The sequence below is a fragment of the Bacillus sp. N5-665 genome, assembly GCF_022637375.2.
Classification (GTDB): Bacteria; Bacillota; Bacilli; order Bacillales; family Bacillaceae_G; genus Bacillus_A; species Bacillus_A wiedmannii.
Map to the genome: position 1 here is coordinate 1,240,381 of NZ_CP093325.1, position 20,964 is coordinate 1,261,344.

Annotated in this window: 17 protein-coding genes and 1 pseudogene; 16 read left to right on the forward strand and 2 right to left on the reverse strand. The window is 36.9% G+C overall.

Annotated features, from left to right (window positions below; genetic code table 11):
• Positions 1-6: 6 nt before the first annotated feature.
• From dxs to MNO09_RS08935, 8 genes and pseudogenes are all read left to right on the forward strand, one after another.
• Positions 7-1,899 (forward strand): 1-deoxy-D-xylulose-5-phosphate synthase, encoded by a 1,893-nt coding sequence (dxs, locus tag MNO09_RS08900; protein WP_000366437.1) that lies wholly within the window; start codon positions 7-9, stop codon positions 1,897-1,899.
• A 3-nt stretch (positions 1,900-1,902) separates the two neighbouring features.
• Complete coding sequence (locus MNO09_RS08905) at positions 1,903-2,742, forward strand: TlyA family RNA methyltransferase (RefSeq protein ID WP_001274751.1); 840 nt, start codon at positions 1,903-1,905, stop codon at positions 2,740-2,742.
• Positions 2,743-2,884: 142 nt separating this feature from the next.
• Positions 2,885-3,334: an arginine repressor ArgR gene (argR, locus tag MNO09_RS08910; RefSeq protein WP_001032581.1), complete on the forward strand. Its 450-nt coding sequence runs from the start codon at positions 2,885-2,887 to the stop codon at positions 3,332-3,334.
• 265 nt (positions 3,335-3,599) lie between these two features.
• Entirely contained in the window at positions 3,600-5,339 is a 1,740-nt protein-coding gene (gene recN, locus MNO09_RS08915) for a DNA repair protein RecN (protein ID WP_000947769.1), read from the forward strand.
• A 118-nt stretch (positions 5,340-5,457) separates the two neighbouring features.
• Complete coding sequence (gene spoIVB / locus MNO09_RS08920) at positions 5,458-6,756, forward strand: SpoIVB peptidase (RefSeq protein ID WP_002096319.1); 1,299 nt, start codon at positions 5,458-5,460, stop codon at positions 6,754-6,756.
• Between the two features lie 287 nt (positions 6,757-7,043).
• On the forward strand, positions 7,044-7,838 hold the full coding sequence (gene spo0A / locus MNO09_RS08925) for a sporulation transcription factor Spo0A (RefSeq protein WP_033657730.1): 795 nt from the start codon (positions 7,044-7,046) through the stop codon (positions 7,836-7,838).
• 253 nt (positions 7,839-8,091) lie between these two features.
• A pseudogene (locus MNO09_RS08930) lies at positions 8,092-8,653 on the forward strand (PRK06770 family protein).
• Positions 8,654-8,946: 293 nt separating this feature from the next.
• Entirely contained in the window at positions 8,947-10,473 is a 1,527-nt protein-coding gene (locus MNO09_RS08935) for a glycosyltransferase-like membrane protein (protein ID WP_000143143.1), read from the forward strand.
• Between the two features lie 186 nt (positions 10,474-10,659).
• Here MNO09_RS08935 and MNO09_RS08940 read toward each other — a convergent pair whose 3' ends face one another.
• Positions 10,660-10,806, reverse strand: a complete 147-nt coding sequence (locus tag MNO09_RS08940; protein ID WP_001247671.1) for a YycC family protein — start codon at positions 10,804-10,806, stop codon at positions 10,660-10,662.
• 50 nt (positions 10,807-10,856) lie between these two features.
• On the opposite strand from MNO09_RS08940, the gene MNO09_RS08945 reads away from it, so the two are divergent.
• The gene (locus MNO09_RS08945; protein ID WP_000172570.1) at positions 10,857-11,585 is read left to right on the forward strand and encodes a glycerophosphodiester phosphodiesterase; all 729 of its coding nucleotides are present in this window, start codon (positions 10,857-10,859) and stop codon (positions 11,583-11,585) included.
• Between the two features lie 48 nt (positions 11,586-11,633).
• Here MNO09_RS08945 and MNO09_RS08950 read toward each other — a convergent pair whose 3' ends face one another.
• Entirely contained in the window at positions 11,634-11,867 is a 234-nt protein-coding gene (locus tag MNO09_RS08950; RefSeq protein ID WP_001190198.1) for a DUF2627 domain-containing protein, read from the reverse strand.
• A 136-nt stretch (positions 11,868-12,003) separates the two neighbouring features.
• On the opposite strand from MNO09_RS08950, the gene MNO09_RS08955 reads away from it, so the two are divergent.
• The 7 genes from MNO09_RS08955 to bfmBAB all read left to right on the forward strand — a co-directional run bounded on the left by MNO09_RS08955 (position 12,004) and on the right by bfmBAB (position 20,949).
• Positions 12,004-14,076: a sigma-54 interaction domain-containing protein gene (locus MNO09_RS08955; RefSeq protein WP_000810987.1), complete on the forward strand. Its 2,073-nt coding sequence runs from the start codon at positions 12,004-12,006 to the stop codon at positions 14,074-14,076.
• Positions 14,077-14,271: 195 nt separating this feature from the next.
• On the forward strand, positions 14,272-15,171 hold the full coding sequence (gene yqiS / locus MNO09_RS08960; RefSeq protein ID WP_000763067.1) for a phosphate butyryltransferase: 900 nt from the start codon (positions 14,272-14,274) through the stop codon (positions 15,169-15,171).
• A 34-nt stretch (positions 15,172-15,205) separates the two neighbouring features.
• Entirely contained in the window at positions 15,206-16,306 is a 1,101-nt protein-coding gene (locus tag MNO09_RS08965) for a leucine dehydrogenase (RefSeq protein WP_000171359.1), read from the forward strand.
• Positions 16,307-16,393: 87 nt separating this feature from the next.
• Positions 16,394-17,497: a butyrate kinase gene (buk, locus tag MNO09_RS08970; protein ID WP_000056196.1), complete on the forward strand. Its 1,104-nt coding sequence runs from the start codon at positions 16,394-16,396 to the stop codon at positions 17,495-17,497.
• A 4-nt stretch (positions 17,498-17,501) separates the two neighbouring features.
• A complete protein-coding gene (gene lpdA / locus MNO09_RS08975) occupies positions 17,502-18,923 on the forward strand; it encodes a dihydrolipoyl dehydrogenase (protein WP_000090438.1) in 1,422 nt (473 codons plus the stop codon).
• 27 nt (positions 18,924-18,950) lie between these two features.
• Positions 18,951-19,952, forward strand: coding sequence for a 3-methyl-2-oxobutanoate dehydrogenase subunit alpha (gene bfmBAA / locus MNO09_RS08980; RefSeq protein ID WP_000852549.1), 1,002 nt, complete (start codon positions 18,951-18,953; stop codon positions 19,950-19,952).
• 13 nt (positions 19,953-19,965) lie between these two features.
• Entirely contained in the window at positions 19,966-20,949 is a 984-nt protein-coding gene (gene bfmBAB / locus MNO09_RS08985; protein ID WP_000290073.1) for a 3-methyl-2-oxobutanoate dehydrogenase subunit beta, read from the forward strand.
• Positions 20,950-20,964: the final 15 nt, after the last annotated feature.

Below are 20,964 nucleotides of genomic sequence, written 5' to 3' on the forward strand. Positions count from 1 at the left end.
ATCCATGTGGATCTAACGCAAATTCAAAACCCTAGTTTTTTGAAAGATATGTCTATCGGTGAACTAGAGGGATTGAGTGAGGATATTCGTAAGTTTTTAATTGAAGAGCTCTCTCAAACAGGTGGACATATTGCACCTAATTTAGGTGTAGTAGAACTCACAATTGCTCTGCATAAATTATTTGATAGTCCGAAAGATAAATTTTTATGGGACGTAGGACATCAATCCTATGTACATAAAATTTTAACAGGACGTGCAAAGGAATTCGGTACATTAAGGCAATATCAAGGTCTATGTGGTTTCCCAAAACGTTGCGAGAGTGAGCACGATGTATGGGAAACTGGCCATAGCTCGACATCATTATCTGCTGCAATGGGAATGGCTCTAGCACGTGATTTAAAGAAAACGAAAGAATATGTTATACCAATCATTGGAGATGGTGCTCTAACCGGCGGAATGGCTTTAGAGGCATTGAACCATATTGGACATGAAAAAACAGACATGATTGTTATTTTGAATGATAATGAAATGTCAATTGCACCAAACGTTGGTGCGCTTCATAATGTACTTGGACGTCTACGTACCGCAGGGAAATACCATTGGGTAAAAGATGAACTAGAGTATATATTAAAGAAAATCCCAGCAGTCGGTGGGAAAGTTGCTGCGACAGCAGAGAAAATAAAAGATAGTCTTAAATATTTACTAGTATCCGGTGTCTTTTTCGAAGAATTAGGCTTTACATATTTAGGTCCAGTTGATGGGCACGATTATGAAAAGTTATTCGAAACGTTGCAATATGCAAAGAAAACAAAAGGCCCAGTGCTTGTTCATGTTATTACGAAAAAAGGAAAAGGTTTTAAACCAGCTGAGAGTGATGTTATTGGAACTTGGCATGGAACAGGACCTTATAAAATTGAATCAGGTGACTTCGTTAAACCGAAAGAAGTTGCACCAGCATGGAGTGCTGTTGTTAGTGATACAGTACTTAAGCTAGCGAGAACGGATGAGCGTATCGTTGCAATTACACCTGCAATGCCTGTTGGATCGAAACTTGAGAAATTCCAAAAAGAATTCCCGGATCGTATGATTGATGTAGGTATTGCAGAACAGCATGCTACAACAATGGCGGCGGGTATGGCAACGCAAGGAATGAAGCCATTCTTAGCGATTTATTCAACATTTTTACAAAGAGCATATGATCAAGTTGTTCATGATATATGCCGCCAAAATTTAAATGTCTTCATCGGAATCGATCGCTCTGGTTTAGTAGGAGCAGATGGTGAAACGCATCAAGGTGTATTTGACATCTCATTCTTACGTCATTTGCCGAATATGGTACTTATGATGCCGAAAGATGAAAATGAAGGGCAACATTTAGTATATACGGCGATGCAATATGAAGATGGACCAATCGCATTACGTTATGCGCGCGGTAATGGACTTGGTGTTCATATGGATGAAGAATTAAAGGCGATTCCAATCGGTACTTGGGAAACGTTAAAAGAAGGTACACAAGCGGCTATTTTAACATTTGGTACGACAATACCAATGGCAATGGAAGCAGCTGAGCGCCTTGAAAAGGCTGGAGTTTCAGTGAAAGTAGTGAACGCTCGCTTTATTAAACCGATGGATGAAGCATATTTACATGATCTCTTAGGGAAAAATATACCGATTTTAACGATTGAAGAAGCTTGCTTAATTGGTGGTTTTGGAACGGGAGTAGTTGAATTTGCGTCTGAGAACGGGTACCATAGTGCGTTAATTGAACGAATGGGTATTCCAGACCGTTTCATAGAGCACGGTAGTGTAACAAAATTATTAGAAGAAATTGGTTTAACGACAGATGCTGTTGTAGACCGTATTCATACAATGATTCCATCAAAACAAAAAAGGGCGTAACAAATGAGTGCAAAAAAAGAAAGAGTAGATGTACTATTAGTAGAGCGAGGACTTATAGAAACACGTGAGAAAGCAAAACGCGCCGTTATGGCCGGACTTGTATATGCGAATGAGATGAGACTTGATAAGCCAGGAGAGAAGATCCCACAAGATACAGAGATTACGGTGAAGGGACAAGTTATGCCGTATGTAAGCCGTGGTGGTTATAAACTTGAAAAGGCATTGGAGACATTTCACCTGGATTTACAAGATAAAGTTATGATAGATATTGGTTCATCAACTGGTGGCTTTACAGATTGTGCGCTTCAAAACGGAGCGAAATTATCTTATGCATTAGATGTAGGATACAATCAACTTGCGTGGAAATTGCGTCAAGATGAGCGTGTTGTCGTAATGGAACGGACAAACTTCCGTTACGTGACACCAGCAGACTTAGAACGTGGTTTACCGCAATTTGCTAGTATCGATGTTTCATTTATATCATTAAAGCTTATATTGCCGGTTTTAAAAACAATGCTTATGCCTAATGGGGATGTAGCAGCGTTAATTAAACCACAGTTTGAAGCTGGAAGAGAGCAAGTTGGGAAAAAAGGTATCGTTCGTGATCGAAAAGTACATGAGGCTGTCGTAGAAATGATTGTCGACTTTGCTATAAAAGAAGGATACGACGTAGAAGGTTTAACATTCTCACCAATTACGGGTGGGGATGGTAATATTGAATTTTTAATTCATCTGAAATGGCATGGTGAACGTGAGAATGGCGAAAATCATTCTCCAGTTTCTGTTGAGCAAGTAGTTACAGAGGCGCATGATGTCCTAAAACAAAAAGGAAAAGGGGAATAACATATGTTGTTCCTCTTTTTGTTGTAATTGTATAATGATTGTAAAAACAATTGTGTACAAGCAACGAATTATAAGTTAACATAAATAAGTGAAGTATACCAATGTTTAAACTATGGTAAGAGATAGTGTGAGGTGCAAATGTATGAATAAAGGTCAGCGCCATATTAAAATCAGGGAAATTATTGCGAACAAAGAAATTGAAACACAAGATGAATTAGTTGATATTTTACGTAATGAGGGATTTAATGTAACGCAAGCAACAGTATCGCGCGATATTAAAGAACTGCACTTAGTGAAAGTGCCATTACATGATGGGCGCTATAAATATAGCTTGCCAGCAGATCAACGATTTAACCCGTTACAAAAATTAAAACGCAATCTAGTGGATTCATTTGTAAAATTAGACACGGCAGGACATATGCTTGTGCTAAAAACACTGCCTGGTAACGCTCATTCACTTGGAGCACTTATTGATCATTTAGAGTGGGATGAGATCATCGGAACCATCTGTGGTGATGATACTTGCTTAATTATTTGCCGTACACCTGAAGATACAGGTGTTGTCTCTGATCGTTTCTTAAATATGTTGTAAAAAAAATCTTGTTTGCTTTCCTCTGTAAAGTGGAAAGTGAACAGGATTTTTTTATTGGTTAAAAATGTGAATTCTTAATTGTAATATAATATTTTCTTTGAATAAAATTAGAAAATAGGTGGATTGACCCGTAAAACGAATGTTTGGTACAATGGAGCGGTTAGAAAAGTAATTTATACATACAAACATATAGTATGACTATTTGAATGAAGAACTGAGAAAAGCCCTTAATAGGGGATTAGTTTATAACGAGGTGAATGGGGCATTGTTATCGGAATTATCGATTAGAAACTTTGCTATTATTGAGGCATTAAATATTTCTTTTCAAAAAGGGTTAACGGTTTTAAGTGGTGAAACAGGGGCCGGAAAATCGATTATTATTGATGCGATTAGTTTACTTGTAGGTGGCCGTGGTTCAGCGGAATTTGTTCGATACGGAACAGAAAAAGCTGAGATAGAAGGGCTATTTTATGTAGAAGATGAAAAGCATCCGTGTATTGAAAAGGCAGAAGAGTTGGATATAGAAATAGAAGACGGCATGATTATTTTGAAGCGTGATATCGCTGCAAACGGAAAAAGTGTATGTCGTGTAAATGGGAAACTGGTCACCCTTAGTATATTAAAGGAAATTGGAAAAACACTTGTTGATATTCATGGGCAGCACGAAACACAAGATTTAATGAATGAAGAGCGTCATATGTTTATGCTTGATCATTTTGATGGAGATCGCATTGTTAAACAATTGGGTATATATCAAAATGTATACGCTGACTATGAGAAATTAAAAAAACAGTTAAAATCGTTAAGTGAAAATGAACAACAAATGGCGCATCGCTTAGATTTAATTCAATTCCAGCATGAAGAAATCAGTAAGGCAGATTTAAAGATGGATGAAGAAATTGAATTAACTGAAGAACGATTGCAAATTTCTAATTTCGAAAAAATTTACAAAGCATTAGGCGATGCATATCGCTCGTTAAGTGCTGACGGACAAGGGTTAGATAATGTACGAAGCGCAATGGGACAAATGGAGAGTATTACACATTTAGATGAAGTGTATCAAGAAAATCATGATTCAATTGCAAATAGCTACTACTTATTAGAAGAAGTTGCATATCAACTTAGAGAAAAGCTCGATATGATGGAATATGATCCGAAGCGTTTAGACGAAATTGAAACGCGTTTAAATGAAATTCGTATGCTAAAGAGAAAATATGGAAATACTGTAGAAGAGATTTTAGCGTATGCTGATAAAATTGAACAAGAAATTTTTACGATTGAAAATAAAGACGTTCATATTGAAACGACGAAGAAGCAGTTAAAGGAATTAGAAAGTGTTATTCTGAAAGAAGCAACGTCGTTAAGTACTATGCGTCATGAGCTTGCAGAGCATCTTACAAATGCCATTCATCAGGAATTAAAAGAATTATATATGGAGAAAACAAAATTTGAAGTGAGAATCATGAAGAGAGAAGGAAATGCTGAAGAGCCTCTTGTGGAGGGTGCCCCGGTAAGACTTACGGCGGATGGCTACGATCATGTGGAATTTTATATTTCGACAAATCCAGGTGAACCGCTAAAACCACTTTCAAAGGTCGCTTCTGGCGGAGAGTTATCTCGAATTATTTTAGCTTTAAAAAGCATTTTTTCTAAGCATCAAGGTGTTGCATCTGTTATTTTTGATGAAGTGGATACTGGTGTAAGTGGTCGAGTTGCACAGGCTATTGCGGAAAAAATTTATCGAGTATCAGTAAACTCGCAAGTACTTTGTATTACGCACTTACCTCAAGTAGCTTCAATGGCAGATTCACATTTATTTATTCGAAAACAAGTAGCGAATGATCGGACAATTACATCAGTTACCGTTTTAACTATGGAGGATAAAGTAACAGAAATAGCTCGAATGATTTCTGGTGTGGAAATTACAGATTTAACGACAGAACATGCGAAAGAATTACTTACGCAAGCGCATCATTTTAAACAGACAGCAGAGGCTATCCAGTAATGGATAGCTTTTTTTCTCAAATAATGATTTCTTAATTCTTCCGGTTATAAATAAAGCACTGCAAGGAGAGATTAAAAAGTGAAGCCAAGAGGCTGAATGTGGGGTAGGAGCGAGGAGAGTGAACAAATTGAGATTAGAAAGATTTCGCAAAATAATAGGTCTTTGTCTCCTTGTTTCTTTAGTTTTTATTGGGTGTTTTAAACCGCTTCGGACGTTTATTTCATCCCCGAAGCAACTTGTTGTTTTTGAAGGGCAACAATCAGAAATAGCTTCATTACCAGTTTTTCAAGCTTCATCTACAGATCGTCATGTGTTTACAGTAAGTTCCAATGAACAAAAACAAGGACTTATGGTAAATCCTCATCAAAATGGTGAAGCAGATATGGTGTTTCAGCTTGCTGGTTTTCCAGTGAAAAAAGTAAATGTGAAAGTATTGAAAGATTTTAAAGTTATTCCAGGTGGACAATCAATTGGTGTGAAGTTAAATACAAAAGGGGTACTTGTTGTAGGCCATCATTTAATTCAAACTGAAAAAGGGAAAGTATCTCCTGGTGAAACGGCTGGTGTGCAAATTGGAGATATGATTACTGAAATTAATGGTAAAACAATTGAAAGAATGAGTGATGTAGCACCATTTATTCATAATAGTGGTGAAACAGGTGAACCGCTTAATCTTGTTTTGTTAAGAGATGGAAAACATATCCGCACTAAGTTAACACCACAAAAAGACAGTGGAGAATCGTCTTATCGTATTGGTTTATATATTCGTGATTCGGCAGCTGGAATCGGAACAATGACATTTGTTCATCCCGATTCTATGAAATATGGGGCACTTGGTCATGTCATTTCTGATAACGATACGAAAAAACCGATTCAAGTCGAAGATGGACAAATTATGCGTTCGACAGTTACATCAATTGAAAGAGGTAGTCATGGGAATCCAGGAGAGAAATTAGCGAGGTTCTCACCAGATCGTGAAGTGATTGGTAATATTACAATAAATAGTCCATTTGGTATATTCGGGAAATTAAATACAAATATACCAAATGGCGTAATGGATAAAGCGATGCCTATTGCACTATCTCATCAAGTGAAAGAGGGACCGGCAAAAATATTAACAGTTATTGATAAAGATAAAGTGGAAGCGTTTGATATTGAAGTTGTAAGTACAGTACCGCAAAAGTTTCCAGCTACAAAAGGCATGGTAATAAAAGTAACGGACAAACGTTTATTAGCGAAAACGGGTGGTATCGTACAAGGCATGAGCGGAAGTCCAATTGTACAAAACGGGAAAGTAATTGGTGCTGTTACACATGTATTTGTAAATGATCCAACATCAGGATATGGTGTTCATATTGAATGGATGTTACATGAGGCTGGAATTAACATTTATGAACAAGAAAGAAAAGCGAGCTAATTATTAATTAGCTCGCTTTTCTGTTGAAAAATTCGTTGAAATTTTGTAAAAGCTCCGCAAGAGGTGTTTTTTGTTGTAAAATAAAAGAAAAGGGTTGAACGTTTCGTTGTATTTCTATGATGGAATGTGTTGCGAAAGGGAATAAATGAGCGATAAACATATTTTTTTGTGATTTTATCGGAAAGTAACAAACTTTAAAAGGGAATTTTCACACAATTGTCGAACAATTCATGTAGCCTAGAAGGATACACATGTCGGAGAATCGATTCGGTAAGGGAGGAAAAGCTGTGGAGAAAATTAAAGTATGTCTTGTGGATGATAATAAAGAATTAGTATCAATGCTAGAGAGTTACGTAGCTGCTCAAGATGATATGGAAGTAATCGGTACTGCTTATAATGGTCAAGAGTGTTTAAATTTATTAAATGATATGCAGCCGGATGTACTTGTTTTAGACATTATTATGCCACATTTAGATGGTTTAGCTGTATTAGAGAAAATGCGACATATTGAAAGGCTGAGACAGCCTAGCGTAATTATGTTGACAGCATTTGGACAAGAAGATGTGACGAAAAAAGCAGTTGACTTAGGTGCTTCATATTTCATATTAAAACCATTTGATATGGAGAATTTAACGAGTCATATTCGTCAAGTGAGCGGTAAGGCGAACGCTACCATTAAACGTCCACTTCCATCTTTCCGTTCAGCAACGACAATAGATGGAAAGCCGAAAAACTTAGATGCAAGCATTACGAGTATCATTCATGAAATTGGTGTGCCTGCTCATATTAAAGGGTATATGTATTTAAGGGAAGCGATCTCTATGGTGTACAATGATATCGAATTACTTGGATCTATTACGAAAGTATTGTATCCAGATATCGCGAAGAAATATAATACAACAGCAAGCCGCGTCGAGCGTGCAATCCGTCACGCAATTGAAGTAGCATGGAGTCGTGGGAATATTGATTCTATTTCGTCCTTATTCGGTTATACAGTATCCATGTCAAAAGCAAAACCTACGAATTCCGAGTTCATCGCAATGGTTGCCGATAAGCTGAGACTTGAACATAAGGCTAGCTGAGAGTAAAGATAGTAAGGGATTTAAGTTTTAGTAAAGCTTAATCATTCTTTAAATTTATACTCGATATTAAATGTAAAACCAATGAACTTTTTATTTAATGACCAATGAATTTTAGAATTCGTTGGTCTTTTTATTTTATTGAGAACAAGAGATCATTTGATATCATGGAAGATAAATCCTGTTTTTAGTAATATTACATATAAGTGAGTTTTTTTATAAGATAATTAAATAGGTATTGATAGGGAGAAGGGAAATGAAAAATAAAATATTAACTTGGCTAGGAATAGTAGCAGCTATGGGAGTTCTTGCTGTTGCAGTTACATTTGGAATGTTAGAACTTGCCGATAATCCAGTAGATAAAGAAGTGAATGCTCAAATAGAAAAAAAGAAGATCCAACGATAGTAGGTAGAGAGGTAGATGGAGTCTTTGTTGATGTGTATGTTACTGAAAATTCTACTGAAAGCGAAGTCATTACAGTGATGCATCACATGACTCATCAAAAAGTAGTGGCAGAACGAAAATCAGAATCCATTCCAATGATTCAAAATAATGCTGAAAAATTAAAAAAATCATAAATAAGAGTGGCTTTGCGAAAAAAAATGAGCTTTTAGAGATTGCTGATAGATGGGCGAAAAAAGATTTTAGTCAAATTGTAGAAGATCACAATTATTTCTCGGATGCCCAAGAAGGTAGCACTTGTAAAGCCACTAGAGCGATGGATGCGGTAGAAGAGCAACATTATATTTTAACTACATTCGGGGAGGAAAAAGCGAAAGAACTATACGATTCAGGAGATGCGCCACATGTGCAATAAAATGAACCTTTAATTAGTAGGGGCTCCCATCCCGCACCTAACGCCTTCCTCAAATGGTGTGCCGGGATTCTTACTGCCTATAAATAGTGAGATAAACTATAGATTATGAAGAAGCTTCCTTTTAGGGAGTTTTTTTATTTCCTTCGATTTAAGGGTTTTGAGGGAATATATAAATTTATGTGGAAAAATGTAGTGAAAAGAAGGATATGTACAGGAAATACGTGGGTTTGACATCATAATCTCTATAACGTATCATTGATTGGGAAAAGTTAGAGATATAGGAGAATGGATGAATGACTTTTAAAAAAATAGTGAATCGAGCTTACCCAATCATTGTTATGACGGTGTTTTTATCTATATTTTCAATGATAGTAAGTAAATTTTTTATCCCAAAAACAATTTTGATGAGTGGTGAATTCCCTTATCCGACTGAGGAGTACACTCCAAAAAAAGTCGGTGCTGTTATAGCGGCGACGTTGCTTTTATTTGCGATCTTCTTTATGTATTATAAATTGGTTATTAATACAATGAAAAAAACGTACACAAATATTATGATTGCTTTAGGTATTATAATCATTTTGACGATGGAAATAGTTATTACTTCCATAGCATTTAACCCTGTTGTAGGAGATTATGCCATCCTTAAAGAAGGAATTGTCTCTGTGTTTAAGGGAGATAATCAATTTTTAGAAATGGGACAGCTTTTATTTTATCCATATAATACACATATTGTATTATTAGGAGGATATTTTGCTAAATTAGTAGGAAGCGTAGATGTGGCGATAAAAATATTACCAATAGTATGTATAACAGGTAGTATTATTTTAAATGTATTGATTGTAAAGAAAATTACAAACTTTAAAGTTGCCCACATATCGATTGTGTTATCTGTGCTAAACATTTTTATATATTGGCAGGCGCCAGTTTTCTATACGCATACATTAGTAATATTTTTTATTTCAGCAACGATGTATACATATTTGTGCTTGAAAACAGCGGAAACAAAAAGGCTGAAGATTATTTTATGGATTTTATTAGGAGTTTTTGCGGCTTGTACTTATATTATAAGACCGACAGCATTGGCGGTAGCGTTAGCGATTTTAATTGAAAATATTTTTAAATTTCGTAAGGAGTATTCTGTAAAGGTGTTAAGTAGTGTTTTATTTTGTTTAATCCTTATTGTAAGTTTTAAAGGTATAACGACAAAGTTAAATCTCAGCACCGATAATGAAATTGAAAAAATTCCATATACCCATTGGGTGCAAATGGGTTTGAATAAAGATACGTATGGTGTTTGGAATCAGGCAGATACAGATTATATTAATGATGAAAATATAAAAAATACAAAGGATTTGGATGAACATAATAAAAAAGTTATAGTCCAGCGTTTTAATGAACTTGGCGTAATGGGTTATGTACAGCATTTAAACGAAAAAATAACTAGAGAATGGGTATCGAGCCAGTTCTCCATGTACCGTATTGGACAATGGTTTGAGCAGAAGAACGACACTGTAACTAATTACGTATCGAACTATAGTACAACGAATTATAAAATCGTTACTGTATATTCGTATGTTATCAAATTATTCGTGTATGGAGCTGTTCTAGCGGCTATTATTCTTTATAAAAAGAAAGATGAAAATGAATCGGAAGTTATACGAATTGCGATGATTAGTACGTTAGGGGTGTTTACTTTCTTATTACTATGGGAAACAGCTCCTCATTATACTTATGAGGCATTTGCATTTATGAATATTCCAGCTTCTTTAGGATTGTATAAATTGTTTATGATTTTTAACAAAGAAAAGAAAACTGCATAATTTGAGTAACTGAAATGAGTAGTAAGAAACCCCTCTTTTATTAAAAGAGGGGTTTTAATTTATTGATTATAAATGTTTGAAGAAAAGATTAAATGGAATCATAGTATATCTGTTAAAGGATTTTAGTAGGGAAGTCATCCGTGATATAATAGAAAATAATAAAAAGCCCTGCAAAACAGGACTGTATTATTCTTCGTCTTTATTTTGTTTTTCTAATTCAACTAACTTTTGAATTAAAATGTGCTGCGGCATATGCATGAGTTGTTCAAGCGGAACACCTAATGCTTTTGATAGGCGGACTGCAGTGTCTGGAGAAATTTGTAATGGTCTCATAGAAGTACCTCCTTTTTCGTATAGTATAGCATAAGATTGGGGGAGTGAGGATGACTCTTATATTTGCACATCGTGGTGCAGCGGGAACGTACCCAGAAAATACAATGATTTCATTTGAAGCAGCTGAATCTTTTAGAGCAGATGGAATTGAGCTCGATGTTCAATTAACGAAAGATGGAAAAGTTGTCGTCATTCATGATGAAACAGTGGACCGGACAACAAATGGAAAAGGTGCGGTTCGTAATTATTTATATGAGGATTTATGTAAATTAGATGCGAGCTATAAATTCGGTGATAAAGTAGGTTTTTGTAAAATACCTCTTTTAGAAGAGGTGTTAGAATGGATTGAAAAAACAGAGTTGCTACTTAATATTGAACTTAAAAATAATAAAATTTCATACAGAGGTTTAGAGGAAGAAGTTATAACGCTTGTACGGAAATGTAATCTAGAAGATCGTGTTATATTTTCCTCATTTAATCACTACAGTATGAAAAGGTGTCATATGATGGCTCCTGATATTCAAACAGCGATTTTATATCGCGAAGGTTTGCATAGTCCGTGGGCATATGCGAAAAAAATGGGCGCCACAGCAGTGCATCCTAATTATCGTTATCTTCAAGATGCCGTTGCTGAATTAACGATGGAGAGTGGTGTAGAGGTTCGCCCTTATACAATTAATGAAGAAACGCTTATGCGTAAATATTTTGATATGAATATTTCGGCGATTATTACTGATTATCCTGAAACGGCAAGAATGTTATTGCCAATAAAAAAATGAGACCGCATGTAACGGTCTCATTTTTTATTTATAAATAGTGGGGCCTTCCTACCTTCTAAAGCGAGCTTGTACTTTATTTCGTTTACGGTCTCGGTGTAAGACGAAGCCTCCGAAGATATAAAACCCGAGCCCGAAGCAGAGAGCGCCGATTAAAAATTGTAACCATAGTATAGAGAGTGGAGGAAATAGAATCCCGAATACAGTATCTCTCATTAACTTAATGCCAAACACAGCTAATGAAATAGGGATGAGTGCTAATGATAGAGCAAGGTAACGCTGCATATAAACGCTCCTTTTCAGATTATTTTGTTTATTTTAATGATGTTATATGAAAAGGGGGTTTGTCAAGAGGGGGCTGAACGAGTAAGATAAGGGTGTGAAAAATTTTGCAGAGATACTTCGAGAGGAAGTGTAATATATGAAACAAAAAGTTTTAATTGTTGGCGCAGGTGAAGGTGGTAGTACACTGCTGAATCTGTTACAAAGTTCAAATATATTTCAAATTATAGGGATTATTGATATAAATCCGATAGCAAAGGGATTACAAATGGCTAAGGAATACGGGGTTACAATTGGAGAGAGTGTAACGCCGTTTCTTTCTATGCATATTGATGTAATGTTTGATATGACGGGTGACGATGATTTACATAAAGATTTAATAAAGAAAAAGCATAAAGATACTCTTCTTATACCAGGTGATATTGCGAAAATTGTTACGAGATTAGCACATGAGAAGGAAGGTTTAATTGGAAAGTTAGAAGAACAGACGCAGCAAGGGGATTTAATTTTAAATTCTACGCATGACGGTATGATTGTGATTGATCGAGAGGGACAAGTACGCCTATTTAATAAAAGTGCAGAGCGTATTATCGGATATAAAAAAGAAGATGCGGTAGGGAAATATATTTTAGAAGTTATTCCGACTAGTAAGTTGCTTCGTATTATACGTACGAAACAAATAGAAGTAAATTATGAACTGACATTAGAGAATGAAAAGAAAATTATTACAACCCGTATTCCAATATTAAAAGAGGGAGGAGAGGTGCAAGGGGCATTTGCGATTTTTAAAGATATAACAGAGGTTGTAGATCTTGCGGAAGAAGTTACAGATTTAAAGGAGATTCAAACGTTACTTGAGGCGATTATCAACTCGTCTGAGGAAGCAATTTCGGTCGTGGATGAAAAGGGAAGAGGATTAGTAATTAACCCTGCGTATACGAAATTAACAGGTTTAACAGAAGAGGACATTATTGGGAAACCGGCTACAACTGATATTGTAGAAGGTGAAAGTATGCATATGAAAGTACTTCGAACGCGTAGGGCGGTACGCGGAATACATATGAAGATTGGACAAAAGAAGCGTGATGTAATTGTAAACGTAGCGCCAGTTATAGTGGATGGGATATTGAAAGGAAGCGTTGGTGTAATTCGTGACGTATCAGAAATTCAAAAGTTAACAAATGAATTGAATAGGGCAAGGCAAATTATTCGAACGTTAGAAGCGAAATATTCATTTGATGACATTGTCGGAAATTCAGATGAAACAACGGCTGCTATTGAGCAGGCGAAACTTGGGGCGAATACACCAGCAACAGTATTACTACGCGGAGAATCTGGAACGGGTAAAGAATTGTTTGCACATGCAATTCATAATGGAAGTAATCGAAAATATAATAAATTCGTCCGGGTAAACTGTGCTGCTATTTCCGAGACTTTATTAGAAAGTGAACTATTTGGTTATGAGGAAGGTGCATTCTCAGGAGCAAAAAGAGGCGGAAAACGAGGTTTTTTTGAGGAAGCGAATAACGGTAGTATCTTTTTAGATGAAATAGGAGAATTGTCTGCAAATACGCAAGCGAAACTCCTTCGCGTGTTGCAAGAAAAAGAAATTGTAAAAGTTGGTGGAACGAAAGCGATACCTATAAATGTCCGGGTAATTGCAGCAACACATGTGAATTTAGAAAAGGGCATTCTAGAAGGAGAGTTTAGAGAGGATTTATATTATCGATTAAATAAAATTCCAATTCAAATTCCGTCTCTTCGTCAGCGAAAAGGAGATATACCAGCAATTGCAGACAGATTGATTCAAAAAATTAACCAAGATTATGGCCGGAATGTAGAGGGGCTCACTGATTCGGCTATTTCATATTTACAATCATATGAATGGCCAGGAAATGTGAGGGAGCTTGAAAACATTTTAGGACGAGCTATTATCTTTATGAATTATAACGAAATATATATTGATGTCCATCATTTACCACCTTTACATACGGAAGAGCAGACTGAGGTAAAACAAAATAAATTATTACCTGAATTAGAAGAAAAGCCACTTGAACATTTAGTGACAGAGTTTGAAGGGCGTATCATTCATGAATGTTTAGAGAGGTTTGATGGAAATAAAACAAAAACTGCAAGAGCATTAGGAATTTCGGTTCGAAATTTATATTACAAGCTAGAAAAGTATGAGTGTGCAAAAAATAGCATGCAATAAATTGCGTACCATGCAATTTATTGCATGGTATACAAAATGCGACAAAAAAAGACAGAATGTTTTGTTATTTTCCAAAGTATTGATTTTACTGCATTTTGAATGCGTTTTCATTATTGGTAAGACCACTTTTAAAAGTTGGCACGGTATTTGCTTTATAAATAGACGAGGGACGACGGAAAGGGTTGATTACAAAATATGAAGTTAGAACACTTAATTGATCAAGCAGCAGGACAGCCTAAAAAAACTGTGGCTGTAGCAGTAGCTGAAGATCATGAAGTAATTGAAGCTGTAGCGAAAGCAATTAAATTACAGCTAGCTCAATTTCGTCTATATGGAAATCAAGAAAAAATAATGGGGATGCTACAAGAACATGGTTTACAAACTTCAGAACACATTGAAGTGATTGCAGCAGCGTCAAGTGCTGAGGCTGCAGAACTTTCTGTTAAAGCTGTAAGAAATGGCGAAGCAGATGTGCTTATGAAGGGAAACATCCCGACAGCAAATATTTTGAAAGCTGTATTAAATAAAGAGTGGGGACTTCGTAAAGGTAGCGTACTTTCACACGTTGCAGCATTTGAAGTTCCAAATTACGATCGTCTTATCTTTGTTACAGATGCAGCGATGAACATTGCACCTGATGTAACACAAAAAGCTGCTATTATACAGAATACTGTAGAAGTTGCCCAGGCAATAGGAATAGATTTGCCAAAGGTAGCACCAATTGCAGCGGTAGAGGTTGTGAATCCTGCGATGCAAGCGACAATTGATGCAGCGATGTTAACTCAAATGAATCGCCGCGGACAAATTAAAAATTGTGTCGTTGATGGACCACTTGCTTTAGATAATGCAGTATCACAAATTGCAGCAGAACATAAAGGCATAGTAAGTGATGTAGCAGGTAAGGCAGACATTTTACTCGTCCCAACGATTGAAGCTGGAAATGTGCTATACAAATCACTCGTATACTTTGCGGATGCAAAAGTAGGAGCTATGATTGCTGGCGCAAAAGCACCGATTGTTTTAACATCTCGTGCTGATTCAGCAGAAACAAAAGTATATTCATTAGCATTGGCAGTTGCGACTGCTTCAAAATAAACCAAAAAGGGTAAAACACTAGGGGGAAACGACAATGACATTAGAAATCTTCGAATACTTAGAAAAATATGATTATGAGCAAGTAGTATTTTGTCAAGATAAAGAATCTGGTTTAAAAGCAATCATTGCAATTCATGATACAACACTTGGACCAGCTCTTGGTGGAACAAGAATGTGGACATATGATTCTGAAGAAGCGGCGATTGAAGATGCATTGCGTCTTGCAAAAGGGATGACATACAAAAACGCAGCAGCTGGCTTAAACTTAGGTGGTGCGAAAACAGTAATTATCGGTGATCCACGTAAAGATAAGAGCGAAGCGATGTTCCGTGCATTAGGACGATACATTCAAGGACTAAACGGACGTTACATTACAGCTGAAGATGTTGGTACAACAGTAGATGATATGGATATTATTCACGAAGAAACTGACTTTGTAACAGGTATTTCACCATCATTCGGTTCTTCTGGTAACCCATCTCCAGTAACTGCATACGGTGTTTATCGTGGTATGAAAGCAGCTGCTAAAGAGGCTTTCGGTACTGATAATTTAGAAGGAAAAGTAATTGCTGTTCAAGGTGTTGGTAACGTAGCATATCACCTATGCAAACATTTACACGCTGAAGGAGCAAAATTAATCGTTACAGATATTAATAAAGAAGCTGTACAACGCGCGGTAGAAGAATTCGGTGCATCAGCAGTTGAGCCAAATGAAATTTACGGTGTTGAATGTGATATTTACGCACCATGTGCATTAGGCGCAACAGTTAATGACGAAACTATTCCACAACTTAAAGCAAAAGTAATCGCAGGTTCTGCAAATAACCAATTAAAAGAAAATCGTCACGGCGACATGATTCATGAAATGGGTATTGTATACGCACCAGACTATGTTATTAATGCTGGTGGTGTAATTAACGTAGCAGACGAATTATATGGATACAATAGAGAACGTGCACTAAAACGTGTTGAGTCTATTTATGACACAATTGCAAAAGTAATCGAAATTTCAAAACGCGATGGCATTGCAACTTATGTAGCAGCAGATCGTTTAGCTGAAGAGCGCATTGCAAGCTTGAAAAACTCTCGTAGCACATACTTACGCAACGGTCACGACATTATTAGCCGTCGCTAATCATTCATATATTACTTTTACAAAAGGTGTGGTTACCTCTTATGAGGTTTCCACCTCCTTTTGAATTTATTAGTGGAGGTAGCAACAGTGTCTTTAAATCGAATTCTTGTTATTAATCCGGGTAGTACATCCACAAAAATTGGTGTTTTTGATAATGAAAGGCCCGTTTTAGAAGAAACTATTCGTCATGACGAAGAACAAATTGGAAAATATAAGCGAATTATCGATCAATATGAGTTTCGCAAAGAAACGATTTTAGAAGTTCTACATTCTCACGGTATTAACATTTCAAAGTTAAACGCAGTTTGTGGGCGTGGGGGATTACTTCGTCCAATTGAAGGCGGAACATACACAGTAAACGATTCGATGTTAGAAGATTTAAAAAATGGGTTTAGCGGTCATCATGCTTCAAACCTTGGAGGCATTTTAGCATATGAAATCGCTTCTGGATTAAATATTCCGGCATTCATAGTAGATCCTGTCGTTGTAGATGAAATGGAGCCGATTGCTCGTATAAGCGGTATTGCTGGTATGGAACGTAAAAGTATTTTCCATGCATTAAACCAAAAAGCGGTTGCTCGTAAAGTGGCTGAAGAATTAAATCACAAATACGAGGATTTAAATTTATTAGTTACACATATGGGTGGCGGTATTACAGTTGGTGCTCATAAAAAAGGAAAAGTTATTGATGTGAATAACGGCTTAAACGGAGAAGGCCCATTTAGTCCAGAGCGTGCGGGTACAGTACCGGTAGGGCAATTAGTGGAGATGTGTTTCTCTGGTGAGTATTACCGTGACGAAATGGTTAAAAAACTTGTTGGACAAGGTGGACTTGTAAGCCTAATCGGTACAAATGATGCAATCAAAGTAGAACAAATGGTTGAAAAAGGTGATCCGGAAGCAACTCTTATTTATAAAGCAATGGCATATCAAGTTGCAAAAGAGATTGGCGGAGCTAGCGCTGTACTTCAAGGGAAAATTGATGCAATCGTTTTAACTGGTGGACTTGCGTACAGTAAAATTCTTGTTGATGAAATAAAAGAACGTGTTGACTGGATTGCAGATGTTATCGTACATCCAGGGGAAGATGAATTACAAGCATTAGCAGAAGGAGCACTTCGTGTATTACGTGAAGAAGAAGCGCCGAAAGAGTATGTTGTACGAGAAAAACAAACAGTAGCTAGGGGTTGAGATAATGGCAAGAGAATATGATTTAGTCATCGTTGGCGGTGGTACTGGTGGATATGTTGCTGCTATTCGAGCATCACAACTAGGTTTAAAAACTGCACTTGTTGAAAAAGAAAATCTTGGTGGTACTTGTTTGCACAAAGGATGTATTCCTAGTAAAGCTCTTTTACGTAGTGCGGAAGTATACGCAACTGCTAAAAAAAGCGAAGAGTTCGGAGTTATTGCAAGTAATGTAGAACTAAACTTTGCGAAAGTGCAAGAGCGTAAAGAGAAGATTGTAACGCAACTTCATAAAGGTGTTCAACACTTAATGAAACAAGGTAAAATTGATGTGTTTGAAGGTATCGGCCGTATTCTTGGCCCATCTATTTTCTCTCCAATGCCAGGGACAATTTCAGTTGAACTTGCAAGTGGAGAAGAGAATGAAATGTTAATTCCAAAAAATGTACTTGTTGCAACAGGTTCTCGTCCGAATTCATTACCAGGTTTAGAATTAGACGGAGAGTATGTAATGTCTTCCGATCATGCTCTAAAAATGGAAACGCTTCCTAGCTCAATTATTATCGTTGGTGGCGGTGTAATCGGTATTGAGTGGGCATCTATGCTTGCTGACTTCGGTGTAGAAGTTACAGTATTAGAGTATGCGAAAACGATATTACCACTAGAAGATCAGGACGTTTCAAAAGAAATGCAACGTCTATTCAAGAAAAAAGGTATTAAAGTGGTAACTGGTGCAAAAGTATTACCAGAAACATTGGTAAAAGATAATGGAGTAACAATTCAAGCTGAACATAACGGTGAGAATAAAGAATTTAAAGCAGAAAAAATGCTTGTATCTGTAGGAAGACAAGCCAATACGCAAAATATTGGTTTAGAGAATACGGATATCGTTGTGGAAAAAGGATACATTCAAACAAATGAGTTTTATCAAACGAAAGAATCTCATATTTACGCAATTGGAGATGTAATCGGTGGCTTACAACTTGCTCACGTTGCTTCTCATGAAGGAATTGTTGCAGTAGAACATATTGCTGGTAAAGAAGTTACACCAATTGATTACTCTATGGTATCAAAATGCGTATATAGCAGTCCGGAAGTTGCTTCTGTCGGTTTAACAGAACAAGAAGCGAAAGAAAAAGGCTATAAGCTAAAAGTAGGTAAGTTCTCATTCCGTGCAATCGGAAAAGCACTTGTATACGGCGAATCAGATGGTTTCGTAAAACTTGTAGTTGATGAAGAAACAAATGACATTCTTGGTGTTCATATGATTGGACCACATGTAACAGATATGATTTCTGAAGCTGGTCTTGCAAGAGTACTTGATGCAACACCGTGGGAAGTAGCACATACAATTCATCCGCATCCATCATTATCTGAGGCGATTGGTGAAGCAGCATTAGCTGTAGATGGAAAAGCGTTACACGCATAAAAATGTGGATTTAGGAGGTTATGAAAAATGGCAGAAGTAAAAGAAAAGCGCCATGAAGAGCTTGGCTTAAGTGATGAGCAAGTATTAGAAATGTTCCGTACGATGTTACTTGCACGTAAAATCGACGAACGTATGTGGTTATTAAACCGTGCGGGTAAAATTCCATTCGTAATTTCTTGTCAAGGACAAGAGGCTGCACAAGTTGGAGCAGCATTCGCTCTTGATAGAGAGAAAGATTATGCATTACCATACTACCGTGATATGGGTGTTGTACTAGCGTTCGGTATGACAGCTAAAGAGCTTATGTTGTCTGCTTTCGCGAAAGCTGGAGATCCAAACTCTGGTGGTCGTCAAATGCCTGGTCACTTCGGGCAAAAGAAAAATCGTATTGTGACAGGATCATCTCCAGTAACAACGCAAGTACCACATGCAGTTGGTATTGCATTAGCTGGAAAAATGGAAAAGAAAGATTTAGTAACGTTTGTTACATTTGGAGAAGGTTCTTCAAACCAAGGTGACTTCCATGAAGGGGCAAACTTTGCTGGTGTACACAAACTACCTGTTATTTTCATGTGTGAAAATAATAAATACGCAATCTCTATTCCAGTTGAAAAACAATTAGCATGTAAAAACGTATCAGACCGTGCAATTGGTTACGGTATGCCTGGATATACAATAGACGGAAACGATCCGCTTGCAGTATATAAAGCTGTAAAAGAGGCGGCAGACCGCGGCCGTCGTGGTGAAGGCCCAACTTTAATTGAAACAGTATCATATCGTTTAACAGCACATTCTAGTGACGACGATGATCGTGTTTATCGTGATAAAGAAGAAGTAGAAGAAGCAAAGAAAAAAGATTCAATTATAACATTTGCAGCTTATTTAAAAGAAGCTGGCGTGTTAACTGAGGAATTTGAAAAACAAATGTTAGACGAAATTATGCATATCGTAAATGAAGCAACAGAATATGCAGAAAATGCTCCGTATGCAGCACCTGAAGATGCATTGAAGCACGTATACGCAGAATAGGGGGGAACGTTTCATGGCTGTAATGTCTTATATTGATGCTATTACATTAGCAATGCGCGAAGAAATGGAACGCGATGAGAAAGTATTTGTTTTAGGTGAAGATGTTGGTAAAAAAGGTGGCGTATTTAAAGCGACACACGGATTATATGATCAATTTGGTGAAGATCGTGCGCTTGATGCACCGCTTGCAGAATCTGCAATTGCTGGGGTAGCAATTGGTGCGGCAATGTATGGTATGCGTCCAATCGCTGAAATGCAGTTTGCCGATTTCATCATGCCAGCAGTAAACCAAATTGTTTCTGAGGCAGCAAAAATTCGTTATCGTTCTAATAACGATTGGACTTGTCCAGTTACAATTCGTGCGCCATTTGGCGGCGGTGTTCACGGTGCATTGTATCATTCGCAATCTGTGGAAGCGATGTTTGCGAACCAACCAGGTTTGAAAATTGTTATTCCTTCTACACCATATGATGCAAAAGGTTTATTAAAAGCAGCAATTCGTGATGAAGATCCAGTATTATTCTTTGAGCATAAGCGTGCATATCGCTTAATTAAAGGTGAAGTGCCAGAGGATGATTACGTATTACCAATCGGAAAAGCAGATGTAAAACGCGAAGGTGATGATATTACTGTTATCACGTACGGATTATGTGTTCACTTTGCTCTTCAAGCAGCTGAAAAGTTAGCGCAAGATGGCATCTCTGCACATGTTCTTGATTTACGTACTGTATATCCATTAGATAAAGAAGCAATCATTGAAGCAGCTTCTAAAACAGGTAAAGTTCTTCTTGTAACAGAAGACAATAAAGAAGGAAGTATTATAAGTGAAGTGGCAGCAATTATTGCTGAAAACTGTCTGTTTGATTTAGATGCGCCAATCGCACGTCTTGCAGGTCCAGACGTTCCAGCAATGCCATATGCACCAACAATGGAAAAATTCTTTATGGTAAATCCAGATAAAGTTGAAAAAGCAATGCGTGAACTTGCGGAATTTTAATCGGGGGGACTATAC

Bases quoted from the DNA above. Each gene is read 5' to 3' on its own strand.
- MNO09_RS08950 (WP_001190198.1), bottom strand. From the start codon at position 11,867: ATGCAGCGTTACCTTGCTCTATCATTAGCACTCATCCCTATTTCATTA.
- yqiS (WP_000763067.1), top strand. From the start codon at position 14,272: ATGAAGTTAGAACACTTAATTGATCAAGCAGCAGGACAGCCTAAAAAA.
- MNO09_RS08905 (WP_001274751.1), top strand. From the start codon at position 1,903: ATGAGTGCAAAAAAAGAAAGAGTAGATGTACTATTAGTAGAGCGAGGA.
- MNO09_RS08955 (WP_000810987.1), top strand. From the start codon at position 12,004: ATGAAACAAAAAGTTTTAATTGTTGGCGCAGGTGAAGGTGGTAGTACA.
- MNO09_RS08965 (WP_000171359.1), top strand. From the start codon at position 15,206: ATGACATTAGAAATCTTCGAATACTTAGAAAAATATGATTATGAGCAA.
- argR (WP_001032581.1), top strand. From the start codon at position 2,885: ATGAATAAAGGTCAGCGCCATATTAAAATCAGGGAAATTATTGCGAAC.
- MNO09_RS08935 (WP_000143143.1), top strand. From the start codon at position 8,947: ATGACTTTTAAAAAAATAGTGAATCGAGCTTACCCAATCATTGTTATG.
- bfmBAA (WP_000852549.1), top strand. From the start codon at position 18,951: ATGGCAGAAGTAAAAGAAAAGCGCCATGAAGAGCTTGGCTTAAGTGAT.
- MNO09_RS08940 (WP_001247671.1), bottom strand. From the start codon at position 10,806: ATGAGACCATTACAAATTTCTCCAGACACTGCAGTCCGCCTATCAAAA.
- lpdA (WP_000090438.1), top strand. From the start codon at position 17,502: ATGGCAAGAGAATATGATTTAGTCATCGTTGGCGGTGGTACTGGTGGA.
- bfmBAB (WP_000290073.1), top strand. From the start codon at position 19,966: ATGGCTGTAATGTCTTATATTGATGCTATTACATTAGCAATGCGCGAA.
- MNO09_RS08945 (WP_000172570.1), top strand. From the start codon at position 10,857: ATGACTCTTATATTTGCACATCGTGGTGCAGCGGGAACGTACCCAGAA.